General features: G+C 45.5%; 5 protein-coding genes. All 5 read left to right on the top strand.

From position 1 onward, the window contains the following. The first annotated feature begins 116 nt into the window (after positions 1-116). The 5 genes from ABWW54_RS02200 (at position 117) to ABWW54_RS02180 (ending at position 13,846) form a co-directional block, all read left to right on the top strand. Complete coding sequence (locus ABWW54_RS02200; RefSeq protein ID WP_353409648.1) at positions 117-2,279, top strand: methyl-accepting chemotaxis protein; 2,163 nt, start codon at positions 117-119, stop codon at positions 2,277-2,279. Between the two features lie 82 nt (positions 2,280-2,361). Continuing rightward, positions 2,362-9,807, top strand: coding sequence for a hybrid sensor histidine kinase/response regulator (locus ABWW54_RS02195; protein WP_353409646.1), 7,446 nt, complete (start codon positions 2,362-2,364; stop codon positions 9,805-9,807). Between the two features lie 47 nt (positions 9,808-9,854). Next, on the top strand, positions 9,855-10,331 hold the full coding sequence (locus tag ABWW54_RS02190; RefSeq protein ID WP_353409644.1) for a chemotaxis protein CheW: 477 nt from the start codon (positions 9,855-9,857) through the stop codon (positions 10,329-10,331). Between the two features lie 321 nt (positions 10,332-10,652). Then, positions 10,653-12,653 (top strand): transketolase, encoded by a 2,001-nt coding sequence (gene tkt / locus ABWW54_RS02185; RefSeq protein WP_353409642.1) that lies wholly within the window; start codon positions 10,653-10,655, stop codon positions 12,651-12,653. An 8-nt stretch (positions 12,654-12,661) separates the two neighbouring features. Then, a complete protein-coding gene (locus ABWW54_RS02180) occupies positions 12,662-13,846 on the top strand; it encodes a phosphoglycerate kinase (protein ID WP_353409640.1) in 1,185 nt (394 codons plus the stop codon). Positions 13,847-14,017 lie beyond the last annotated feature (171 nt).

Genomic DNA, 14,017 nt, shown 5'->3' with positions numbered 1-14,017 from the left:
GAGATCGAATATTAATGATGATGTGCATTGCGGTGTTAACCATGATGCGTATGGTATAGACGTAAAACAGACTGCCAGCGTAAACAGAGCAGTCAACAGATAGAAAAGGTGGAAGCATGGGTGATCCAAAGCAAGCAGGCAATGATTTGCTAGATATAGAAGACGTATCTATATCTGATGAGTCAATGGAAGAATTAGAAGCGTTGTACGAAGCCGCTGACCTCGAAGCGATTGAGGAAGCCGAAGAAATTGAACCTGAAGAAGGGCCCGCAGTCGCGGCAACCCCGTCAACGGGGCGCGCTTGGCTTGTGTTTACTGTTCTGTTTTTTGCAACAGCACTTGCTTCAACTTTTGTGCTAACGCCGGCTGTAACGACGCAGAAGGAGCGGACGGACAAAGCGATCAACACTGCAAACAAGGCTAACTTAGCAACTTCCGTTGCCGCTCAAGCGTTGACTCAAAATGGTTCCTTTGATGCTATCGAAAAGAACATGGAGGACGTAGAGGTGGCTGTTAACGGCCTGGTTCAGGACTCTTCGTTTGCACAAACTATGGCGTCTAAGATTTTCGGAAACACCACCGCGAATAATGATGTTTTGGAAAGATTCGCTGCTTATAAAGCCGCTAAAGAGCAATTCTTACTTTCCAAAGATGATGTGGGTGCCGCCAAGCGCGATATTAATGCAACGTCTGAACAGTTAACTCGAACCCTAGGTGATTCTATTGGTTTCGTGAATTCTGTTGCGATAGAGGGGCGTAAAAAGACATCGCGTGAAGCCAAGGATAAATATCTTTATTTGACGTCTGAAGCGTCTAACCTAAACGGTATTTTAGGAACAATGATTGGCGAAATGCCCAAGTTCTATCGAACCAGCGAAGACATGCAAAAAACACTCGATAGAGTGAATGGTTTTATGGGCAGGTTACAAGAATCTCTTGGGCGAATAGTGAGTAACTCTGCAGATGTGGTGGGCACCGCCGCAGAACCACTACGTGAACAGTATTCCGATATTGAGTCTCGTTTAGCTACACTGGGTGATCGAGTCGGGCCTATGGCTGATTCTCGAGCGAGCCTCGCCACGTTGGTTGACAGCAATCGAAATCTAATTGCCTCGGTGGGCGCGGCTGGTAATCAAGGGCCAACATTGAATTTCGTTAGTAATTTGGCGCAAATTTTACCGCTAGTATTAGCGGCACTGGGAATTTTCAGCTTGTGGCGTTACGCCCAAACTCGTGCCAGCCAATTGTCCGTTCGTGATGCTGGTCTAGAGGAAACTCTTGCTGATCAACAAGAATCGATTTTGAAGTTGCTTGATGAGATGAGCGCGCTGGCAGATGGAGATTTGACTGTTGAGGCCGAGGTAACCGATCAGATTACAGGGGCGATTGCTGACTCCGTTAACTTTGCGGTGATTGAGATGCGTGAACTCGTATCTCAAATTAACCGAGCCTCAATCGAGGTGGCGAATGAGTCTGAGTTGGCCGTGACCAACGCGCAAGACGTTTCTCAGTCCAACGCAAGTCAGGCACAAGAAATTTCAAGCGCAGCACATTTAATGCAGGAAGTATCTGAAAGTATGCGTGAAATGTCCCAACAGGCGAATTCATCGTCATTCATGGCGGCGGAATCGATGCAGGTGGCTGAACGAGGTGCGCAAGCGGTACGAGACACCATCTCGGGCATGGAAGACATGCGCGAACAAATTCAAGAAACGTCAAAACGAATCAAGCGACTGGGTGAATCCTCACAACGTATTGGTGACATCGTAGCGCTGATTGATGACATTGCTGAACAAACGAATATTTTGTCATTGAACGCGGCGATTCAGGCGTCCATGGCGGGTGAGGCCGGTCGTGGTTTTGCGGTCGTATCGGATGAGGTGCAAAGTCTAGCTGAACGATCAACTGAAGCAACAAAGAAAATCGCCGAGTTAGTATCAACGATTCAAAATGATACGAACGATGCTGTACTTTCGATGGAAAAAGCGACGCAACAAGTGGTAAGTGGAACGCGAGTTGCTGACTCCGCGGGTACCGCACTGGCTGAAATTGAAACGGCATCTAAGAAACTATCAGAACTGGTAGAAGGCATTTCGAAGGGATCAAATGAGCATGCTGAGACAGTAACGAAGGTATCTCAGCAGGTAACTCTAGTGAGTGATTCGTCGACGGAAACATCGAGGAAAGCACAAAACTCAGCAAACTCGATCGCCAAGCTACTTGAGCTTGCGAAAGAGCTCGAAACATCTGTATCTCGATTTAAGCTACCAGCGAACTAATCAAGTTACGATCGATGTGTTTACTTGCAGGCTGTTTATTTAGCAAGCAGCTTAGAAATTTGAACGAATACCGAGACCCGATATGGCCGTCTATTCGAATATAGATTTAGAGACCTTTAAATGGGTCAGCCGTGAAGTCGAATCGACTCTCGACACTGCGGAAATAGAACTACAACGTTATGTAAGTAACGATGATAAATCAATCCTATATGGCTTGGGCACACAGCTGCACCAAGTCGTAGGGTCATTGCAAATGCTGGAGATGAAATCAGTCTCGGCATTGATGATGGAAAGCGAACTGCTTGTTGAGGATGTCTCAGCGGCAGATAGCACTATTGGTAAATCAAGTTTTGTGGTTCTCCTTGATAGTGCCTTCAAAGCGTTGAAGAATACGTTTGCTCGCATCGAGCAAGGCTTGCCTGAAAACCCGATCCACGTTGTGGAACTGATTAATCAGGTACGTTCTCTTCGAGGATTGGATGATATTGAAATATCATCTTTGTTCTCGCCAATGATTGAGGTCTTCCCTGAAGTAGACTCTAGTACTGCTTTAAAAGATCAAGATTATAAGCGCAGAGCAACGGCTTTGAGAGCCCATTATCAATCATTTTTATTGAACTGGCTTCGTAGCACGGATGGTGGTGCAATCGATAAAATTGGCATGGTTTTCAATAAGTTATTTGAGATGAGTGCCTTTGGTTCTGTTGCTAGATTGTGGTGGGTTGCTACGGCATATACAGATTACGTTAAACATAACGATCTGAATAATAAATCTGTCCACAGTCGGATTTTTAGGCAACTTGATGACCGGTTTCGTGAGTTGGAGCAACAAGGTGAATCGGCGTTAGTTAGAGATCCGGGTGATGAGCTTGTTAAGATCATGCTCTTTTATACGGGGGTAGGAGAGAAAAGAACCGAACGTATGGATGAGATTGTTGATGCGTTTAAGCTTCAAGAATATTTTCCTGCGTTGGATTTGCAAACAGAGGCGGTTGATTTTGATGCCCTGGAAGCGAAACTTATTGAAATTAAATCAAGTCACGAGTTGCCATTAGCCTTAATTCGTCAGCTGATCAGCAGCTATTTTGAGGCTGAAGAAACAGATCTTAATGGTTTGCAGGAAGTGATTGATCAAGTCGACTTGGTCTATGTACACATAGAAGATCAAGAAACTGGGATCATTGAAGAGGTCGTTTCGGAAGTAAAAGAAGTACTGAGAGGACTGCGTACGGGCGTAATTCAGCGTGACGAAGACTCTGCTTTTCACATGGCATCAGCTCTGATGTTCATTGAAAGTACGTTCTTGAATCCGGCAGACTGTGATCAAGATTGGCTACAAAATGGTCAGTTAAAACATCGAGCTTTACGCGCTTTAAGCAACCATGAAGCGCTTACTGATGAGATGGACGGTTCTCACCTAACTGGCAGCGAGCGCCAAGTCTTATTAGATGTTGTAGGAAATGAAGTTGAAGAAAACCTAAAGGAAATTGAAGAAAACTTGGAGAAGTTTTCTGCTGATAGATCTAATCGAGAATTGCTTTCTGGAATTGACGGCAAGGTGCGTCAAATCCGTGGTGCGTTACAGGTACTAGGCGAACAAAAGGTCGGCTTATTATTAAAGATGGCCGAGGAGCAGTTTGCTTCGATTGAAGCGGGTGATACAGATGCCTCGCCCAATATGGTTGAAGCACTCGCTATCTCCATTGGCACAATGGAAGAATACGTTCGCGGTTTGCAGAATAATCGTGGCGGAATGGACTCCTTGCTGGATCGCAGCATTACAGATCTGGAAGTTGCTATCGGCAAAAAAGTTTCCAGAGATGACGTTGAAGACCTACTCGATAATGCATCAGGTTCCTTGTTTTCATGGTTGGGTAACCAATCGGACTTTGAACTGTTCACGCATTTAAAGTCTACGTTAAGAGACCTCAATATCTTGGCGAAAAAGACAGGCTTAAGTGATGTGGAACATCTTGTAAAAGAGCAAGATCGTTTGATAGACGTAATTTCTCAAGAGCCTGCCTTTTTAACAGATAACATCACCACTAATTTGCAGACCAATATGGTCAGCATTACTGAACAAATTATTACTCTTTATGGCACAGAGGAGTCTGAAGAGGAGCGAGAACATGATGCAAAAGCAGCATTAGAGCGCTCAGCCATTGAGTCTACGGATGAAGATGATCAACGTTTTTACGATGATATGGACCTTGATGAGCTCGATGAAGAGATTGTCGAGTCTGATGACGCCATAAGTTCCACAGAAAAAGCGAAACAACACGCCGCTTCAGAGCCAGAAATGCCTGAAGTAGATGAAGCGATTCTGGAAGTTTTCCTTGAAGAAAGTGAAGAAGTGCTCGAGGAAGCGAATATCCAATTTAAAATTTGTTCGCGCGATCCAAATGAACGTGAAGCGATTCGTGAGCTCCGCAGAGGTTTTCATACTCTAAAAGGCAGTTCTCGGATGGTCGGCCTAAATAACGCCGGTGAAGTGGCGTGGTTTGCTGAATCATTGTTTAACTACGTCCTAGACACTGAAAAGCCTTTAACAAATGGTATTTTGGGATTTGCGCGAGATGCGATTGATGAGTTTGAGCTTCAAGTAAGTAAAGGGTATCGGGAACAACACCTAATCGATACCGCTGCGTGGGGAGCTAAGACCGAAGCCGTCAACCTTGATGAAGATGTGCCCGAAGATCAATTGCAGCAAGGGGTTGGGTCTAGTAGCGGTGAAGCTACAACTGAAGACTCTGCAAGCGAGACGGCCGAGACAGGTGTGCAGGAAGTGGCAGATGCCACGACATTAGAGGCAGCGATTCCAATCGAGGAACCCGGTCTAGATAGCGAGGAGTTGATAGAAGTAGAGGCTCAATCGGATGATGAAATTTTGTCAGATGAGACAATACAACTCCTTGACGATGATTATAAAGAGGAGCCCTCTTTACAAATTGATGTAGACACCGAAGCTGATGAGGTAAAAGCACCTACAGAGCAAGCAAACACTGAACCTGACTTAGTTATTGAGCCTGAGATCGAGGTAGTCGAGCTTGAGGGTGAGTCTACGTCATTCTCGTTAGCTGATGTTGAGTTAGAGGCAATTGAAGTTTCGCCTGAAGAAAATATAAGCGAAGACGCTGAACCGTCTCTGTCTGATGAAGAACTTTCAGACATGATCGAAATGAACTCTGAAAACAGTGTCATTGAATTCGCAAGCGAAATCGTGATGGAAGAAGATTCTGTGTTGGAATTCAACAGTGAAATGCTGGATGACGCAGCGGATGAAATAGGAGAGTCGATTAGCAAACGTGATCAGCAGGACGATGAGCCTGATGATGAAGAATCAGTAGATAATGAGTCCTTTTCCATTATTAATAACGCGGAAATGCGCGAGGTGTTTGCAGAAGAAGCAATCAGTAACCTCGATAAGCTTGAAGCTGAACTTAAGAAGACCAGTGTAAAAGTTGAGCCAGATGACGTGATTTCAATCTCGATTCATACCTTGCTAGGCAATGCTAGAACGTTGGGTGTGACGGAAATTGCAAAAGCGTATGATGCTGCTGAAAATTTGTGCTTTTTAAAGCATGAAAGCGGCTCGAGCCTTACTGAACAGGATCGACTTCAAATCTCTACACTGGTGGAAATTAGTCGACGCGCCGTATTTGAAGCAAGTAACGAGCCACCGTATTATCAGCTCGATGCGCTTGAATGGGAAGCAGCGAGAGTAGCGATACAAGAGTGTTGTGATCTTGAGTCCAAGCGTATGCGTGAGCCTCATATTGAAGCCGATGTCGAGGTTGAAATTCAGGAGGTTGACGACTCCGTTGTAGAATTAGATGAGCGTGAACTCCTTACAGACCTATCCGACATTGAGCTCGAATTGAGTGGCGAAGATGTTGTGTTAGATGATGCTTCTGATCTTATTATTATTGACTCGGATGGCGAAGATATTGACGAAGATGTTATCGAGTTTGAGCTTGATGATTTGGATGTTTCGGCGCTTGATTCTGGGCAGGATAAGGCTGCTGATCGAGTAGCCGCGGTATTTGAAGAGATTGAACCCATTGATGATTTAGTTCTTAGTGACGATAACCAAGAAAATGTCATTAATGATGAAGATGACGAATTGGTTGATCTAGAGCTCTCTTTAAAGTCATTTAATGAAGAGCGTTCATCTGGACATTCTGCCGACGATGAATCGCTGGATCTTGACGATTTGGTGATTCAAGAGGGTGAAGACGATTCAGAAGATATTAGTGCTGAAGCGATCACGCAAGACGTCGTCTCCACTGACGAGGTCGACGTTGTCTTCGATGAAGGCAGTGCATCAGGCCTTGTTATCGAAGAAGAAAACACCTTAGAACAAGTTGATATTGAAGAAGAGGTGGATTCAGATTCTGACGTATTGATTGACGAATTGTTGCTTAATGCTGAATCAGATGATGAAGAAGATGGTGTTCGAGAAAGTTTAATTCCCGATGATCTCACCAATTTAATGGCTGATGATGTGCTGGAGTTAGATTCTGAATTAGTTTTCAGCGAGCCAGAACCTGAGCAAGAGCAAGAGCAAGAGCCTGAGCCTGAGCCTGAGCCTGAGCAAGAACCTGAGCCAGAACCTGAGCCAGAACCTGAGCCAGAACCTGAGCCAGAACCTGAGCCAGAACCTGAGCCAGAACCTGAGCCAGAACCTGAGCCAGAACCTGAGCTTGAGGAGGAAGAGGACGAACTGGCTGTCGAATTACGCGGAATTTTTGTTGAGGAGATGCGCGGTTTGCAGCATGAACTTGACGAAGAAGTGGCTGGACTTAGCAGTCTAAGTGAAATGGCGCCTGCCATGGCTAATGTCATGCGCCATTTGCATACCATTAAGGGTAGCGCGTTGATGGCTGAGGCAAACTCACTGGGCAATTTAACGCATCAGACAGAAACATTTTTGGAAACCAACTTCATTCGCAATGAAGATGACCTACGAAATGTAAGAACAACTCTTGAGCAGTTTATTGATGCGTTAGATGCGGCGACCGGTAATTTCCAAGATAGAAAAGCATTTACTGCACCGATTTCACTGCTGAATGCATTAGGTGTTGACGTTGTTGATCAAGAAGAAGAGACAGCTCTACAGGTAAATACTCCCGAAGTCGTTGCACCGGCAGTAGACGTGTCAGACGAGCCCGAGGCGCTCAGCACATTCGACGTGGAGGAATCGGTTAGATCGATTGGTGAGAATCTAGAGTCAAATCTCAATGACTGGAAGTCGGCAAAGGGTTGGGATAAATCTAAACGTTCTATGCAAGAATCTCTTGTTGCCTATGCTGACTTAGTTAAGGAAGCTGATCTTGATAACGATGTTCTTTCTAAAACATTGAGTATGACTCAAGCCTATGTTGCCGGCTTGTCGATTACCAACGCGGCTGAATTCAAAGCATCTAAGCCTATTCTTGAAGAGGCGTTTGACGTCATAGCAACGGGTATTGTTGCGGCATCGAATAATCAAGAGATCGAGCCTCCTACAGAACTCTTAATTCAATTGGCCGAATCTCAAGAGGCTGATGATCAGTCGCAAACAGATTTGGCGGCTGAACAAACCACGCAAGTTCTTGATTCTGCAACGACGGTTGATGCCGCAGTCTTTGTTCCAGGTAGTACGGAACTAAGCGAAACAGAACAAAAAGATCTTGATAGGCAACAAAAAGCGGCACGCGATCGAGCGGCTGCGTTGAGGATTGACACGGATACGCTAGACAGTTTGACCAACTTCGTTGGTGACGCGAGCATGAACCGCTCACAAATGCGAGAAGATGTGGTCTCAATTAAATCGGTAATTGATGAACTCTATAATAACGTTCAGCGGTTTGGCAGTCAGCTGCGAGAACTTGAAATTGAAGCCGACAGTAAGATTACGTCCAGAACTAATGAGACATTTAAGTCCGATAGCGGTGAATTTGATCCTTTGGAAATGGACAGATATACCAAGCTGCAACAACTGTCTCGTGGCTTGGCGGAGAACTTAGATGAGCTTGGTGGTATTCAAAATACATTAAGCGGATTCGTTTACAAAGCAGAGACTAACTTACAAAAGCAAGAGCGACTGAACCGAGAACTGCAAGATGAGATTATGCAGGTCAGGTTGGTATCATTCGGCGGTGTCGGACCTCAGCTTCGTCAAGTGGTGAGGCGCACATCCAGAGAGCTCAGTAAAGACGTAGAATTGGAAATTATTGGCTCTGATGTGCGTTTGGATAAATCGATCCTCGATGGAGTTGTTCCCGCGCTTGAGCACATGCTCAGAAATGCTGTCGACCACGGTGTGGAAACGCCTGAAGATAGAAAGAAAGCTGGCAAATCAAAAGTTGGTAAGGTTTCAGTTGAGTGTCGGCAAGTTGCAAGAGAAATCATAATTTCTGTCAGAGATGACGGCAAAGGCCTAGACGTTGAAAAAATTCGCAAAAAGGCGATTGCGGACAATCTATTGACCGAGGGTCAACCGCTCAACCCAGAGGATATGATGATGTATATCTCTCAGAGTGGGTTTAGTACAGCATCTAAGTTAACTCAGATTTCAGGTCGAGGAGTAGGGATGGATGTAGTGCAGGCGACCTTACGTCGAATGTCAGGCAGCATCGCTTACGATCTGGAAAATGAAAAGACGGGATCTCATTTCATAATAAGGTTGCCGATCTCCATGGCTGTTTCGAGTGCCATGTTTGTGCAGTCTGGCGAAGAAACCTTTGCTATTTCTGCTCGGACTATCGAGCGCGTTGTGAACGTTGATGTTGAGGAATTGATTGGCTATCTTAAAGCTGAGAAGCCGCGTATAGAAATTTCTGGTCTGCCATACTCGCTAATTGATCTGGCTGATTATCTTGGCTATAACTCAAAACTCCCCACACTAAATGGCAAAGTGTCGGTAGTGTTGGTGAACGCGGGTGTCCAGAACATTGCGGTTATCGTGGAAGAGCTCCTTGATACGCAGGAGATTGTGGTTAAGAACTTGGGTGAGCATTTGGGTAGGATCCCGATTTATGCCGGTGCAACCATTCGCGCTGATGGTTCAGTGGTGCTTTTGCTAGATCTGGTGGGTATTTCGTACTACGAATCATTTGTCAGTATTCCTGATCAAAATGTTAACGTTACGCACGCTATTCCAACCGTAATGGTAGTGGACGATTCATTGACGGTTAGGAAGTCAGCCGAACGAGATATTACCGGGCTTGGAATTAATTCTGTGTTGGCAAAAGACGGTTTGGATGCACAAGTGCAACTACGCCAAGAAGCACCAGATATGATTTTGCTCGATATTGAAATGCCCAGAATGGATGGATTTGAGTTGCTTGAATGGGTTAAATCTCAAGAAGAGCTTAAACATATACCTGTCATCATGATTTCATCCAGGGCAACTGAAAAATACGTTGATAAGGCAACGGCATTAGGCTGTACTGCATTCCTTGGAAAACCATATCTTATCGATAACTTGGTAGAGCTACTTAACCAGCATCTGACTCTGGATGCTCCAATTGAACTTGGTAAGTAGGTTGAGCAAGCAACTAATGTTTAATAAGAAAGAACAATGAGTTCACTATGAGTTCACAAAAGCTAGATTGTTATATTCTACCTTCGTCTCCCAATCCTCTGTTGCTGCCGATAGAGTGTGTGGCAGAGGTGGTCGCGAAGCCGGTTATTGAAAATTTAACCAAGGCACCGGCTCAATGGATGCAAGGTCACGTTAATTGGCGCAACCAGCGTTTGCCGGTCATGGATTATGAGGGTTTGCATACATTTGCATCGCCGGATGAAGAGAAAACGGTCACGGAAAAGTCGGCTGGTGATGAATTGCTCGTGGTTTTGAACCCCATTCCTGGTGCGGCACGGAAAGCCTATTCCGCGCTATTGTGTCGGGGCAATGTGCAGCAGATATCCGTGGAGCCGAATTTAGAGTTTGCTGACATGCCAGAAGGTTTGGATAAGCGTTACGTTGATGGCGTGATCGATATCGAAAGCCAACAATTTATCGTCCCTAAATTGACCGCGATTGCGGTTGCGTTCACCTATTTCTAGATACCACTTACGCCACAGTTTAAGCTAAGGGCTCGTTAATGAGCTCTTAACTTCTATCTCCTCTTTTCGGCGAATACGATCGTAACGGCCCTAGCATTTATTGTTCTGAGTGCAAAGTGGCCCTTGGCGGTGATATTTATCATTAGAATCACCTCAAGGTCTGGTGAAATTAAAGGCAAATTTGCTATATTACGGCAAATTCCGGTTGTGGCCTGTGAGGTTAGCTTGGTGTGAGTACAATACTCACAAAACCGAGTGTCTACCGACTGTAGCTTGCAGGTCATGACATCATAAATTAGCCATTAAATCGGAGCCTTTTCGATGTCATCGACAAATCGCCAATCACTCGCTAACGCCATTCGTGTACTCAGTGCAGACGCTGTTCAACAAGCTAACTCTGGGCATCCTGGAGCGCCAATGGGTATGGCAGACATAGCTGAAGTACTTTGGAATGATTTTCTAAGTCATAACCCTGCTAATCCTCTTTGGCCAAACCGAGATCGATTTGTGCTTTCAAACGGGCATGGTTCTATGCTCATTTATAGTCTATTGCATCTTTCGGGTTACGATGTAAGTGCTGATGACATCAAGAATTTCCGCCAGTTACACTCAAAAACGCCGGGTCATCCTGAATACGGTTACACACCTGGGGTCGAAACGACGACAGGACCATTGGGCCAAGGTATCGCTAATGCCGTAGGTATGGCCATTGCTGAAAAAACGCTTGCAGCACAATTTAATACGCCTGATCACACCATTGTTGATCATAGTACCTATGCGTTTATGGGCGATGGGTGCTTAATGGAAGGCATATCACACGAAGCTTGCTCGCTAGCTGGCACTCTGGGGCTTGGTAAGTTGACGGCTTTTTGGGATGACAATGGCATATCCATAGATGGTGAAGTAGAAGGCTGGTTTACAGACGATACTGCCAAGCGCTTTGAAGCTTACGGCTGGCACGTTGTCAGTTGCGTTGACGGTCATGACTCTGCCGCACTGATATCAGCGATCGAACAAGCAAAATCGGTGTCAGATAAGCCGAGTCTTATTTGCTGCAAAACGGTCATTGGTAAAGGGTCGCCAAACAAAGAAGGTACTGAGAATTGTCATGGGGCCCCTCTAGGTGTAGATGAAATTGCGCTAGTCAGAGAGGGATTAGGCTGGGACTCAGAGCCATTTGTTGTCCCAGAGCAAATTAAGAGTGCTTGGGATGCAACGAGGAAGGGCGCAGAAGCTGAACAAATTTGGCAGTCGACTTTTGACTCTTACTCTGAAGCTAATCCAGAGAAGGCTGCGGAGTTTTTGCGGCGCCTTAAAGGTGATCTGCCTTCTAACTGGGAAGAAGAGACAAATAAATTAATTGAACAGGCAGATGCAGCTGCCGCCACGGTCGCGACTCGAAAAGCCAGCTTAAATTCGCTTAATCAGTTAGGGCCGTTGTTGCCTGAACTTATTGGAGGTTCAGCCGATTTGGCGGGGTCAAACTACACTATATGGAGTGGATCAAAAGGTATCAGTGCTGAAGATGCTTCAGGAAACTACTTATACTTTGGTGTGCGTGAATTTGCTATGGCGGCAATTAGTAACGGAATGTCGCTCTACGGTGGCTTCAAGACTTACGGCGGAACATTCTTGGTTTTTGCAGACTACATGCGCAATGGTATGCGTATGTCCGCCTTAATGAAACAACCGGTTGTCTATGTGTTGACGCATGATTCAATTGGCCTAGGCGAAGACGGGCCTACGCATCAACCAATTGAACACGTCTCTAGTTTACGCTTGATTCCCAACATGTCTCTTTGGCGCCCCTGTGATGCTGTTGAATCATTAGTGGCTTGGAAAGTTGCTATTGAGTCAAGCGATCAACCTTCCAGTTTGGTTTTTTCACGTCAAAATTTAGCTCATCAACCGCGTGACAAAGCACAGCTTGCCAACATTGAGAAAGGCGGCTATGTATTAAAAGACACTAATGGAACGGCGGACGTTATTTTGATCGCAACGGGGTCAGAAGTTTCGTTGGCAATGGAAGCGAGCGAGGAACTGGAGAAAACGGGTGTTTCTGTTCGAGTAGTGTCCATGCCTTCTACAGATCGTTTTGATAGTCAGACAGCAGAGTACAAAGAGTCGGTACTGCCCAGCGGCGTGACAAAGCGAGTTGCGATGGAGGCTGGTATTTGCGATTACTGGTATAAATACGTTGGATTGAAGGGTGCGGTGATTGGGATGAGCTCTTTCGGGGAATCGGCGCCAGCAGATCAGTTGTTTGAACACTATGGATTTACCGTAGAAAACGTTATTGCTACCGTCAATAAATTGGCATAGGTGTGAATATGACTGTGCTTCGTATGCAGGACCAAAATCTGACTGGTAAACGAGTACTCATTCGTTTGGATCTTAATGTCCCACTTAAAGATGGGGGCATTAGCAATGACGCACGCATTCGCGCGTCGTTGCCAAGCGTTAAGATGGCCGTTGAAAAAGGCGCCAAGGTGATGCTTATGTCTCACCTAGGTCGGCCAACTGAAGGCGTTTTTTCTCAAGAGTCATCGTTAGCGCCAGTGGCTAACCATTTAGCTGATCTTTTGGGTCAGGATGTGCGCCTTGAGAAAGATTGGTTGGACGGAGTGACGTTAAGTGACGGAGACGTTGTACTTTGCGAAAATGTTCGCTTCAATGTTGGTGAAAAGCAGAATGATGACGCGTTGTCTAAGAAGATGGCGTCGTTGTGTGACGTGTTTGTCATGGATGCGTTTGGTACTGCGCATCGAGCTCAGGCTTCTACTTATGGTGTGGCAAAGTACGCTCCAATTGCCTGCGCGGGTCCTTTGCTTGCCAAAGAACTTGATGCTTTGGCAAGTGCTCTTGAGCAGCCCGCTAAGCCGGTGGTTGCGATAGTTGGTGGCTCGAAAGTTTCGACAAAACTTACCGTCCTTGAGGCGCTGTCTGCAAAAGTAGATCAACTTATCGTTGGTGGTGGTATTGCAAATACTTTTATTGCGGCAGCAGGTCATAACGTTGGAAAATCATTATATGAGCCTGATTTGCTCGATGAAGCCAAAAGGTTGACACACGTTGTACAAGAGGCTGGTGGAGATATTCCCGTTCCGCTCGATGTGGTTTGTGGAAAGGAGTTCTCTGATTCTGCAGTGGCGTCATCTAAGCGGGTAGATGCCGTGGTGGATGACGATATGATCTTTGATATTGGTTCTGAAACAGCAAACAGGTTTGCTGAAATCCTAAAGAGTGCCGGGACAATTTTGTGGAATGGGCCGGTTGGTGTTTTTGAGATTGATCAATTCGGAAGTGGAACCGAGGCTTTAGCTCATGCTGTTGCAGAGTCGAGCGCATTTTCAGTCGCTGGTGGCGGCGATACCGTCGCGGCAATTGATAAATACGGTGTGGCAGAAAAAATATCTTATATTTCAACTGGCGGCGGTGCTTTTTTAGAATTTTTAGAAGGCAAGAAATTACCCGCGGTTGAAATCCTGGAAACAAGGGCATCTAACACGTTGTAGAAAACCATTTGTGCTGGGCGTTAATTTGACCTCTCTGTGTAACTGAATCATTCAAAAGGGTCTGTATATAATTGTAAAACCTAGCTTTTATATATTTAACGAACTTGTCATGCGGCAGGTTTTAGATTAACGTCCACTTAAATATAATAAGAAAGGGTGTCGCTGGTCACG

The organism is Arenicella sp. 4NH20-0111, from assembly GCF_040366405.1.
Taxonomy (GTDB): Bacteria; Pseudomonadota; Gammaproteobacteria; order Arenicellales; family Arenicellaceae; genus Arenicella.
The sequence above is the reverse complement of the archived record's forward strand: the minus strand, read 5'-3'. Positions and strand labels throughout refer to the sequence as shown.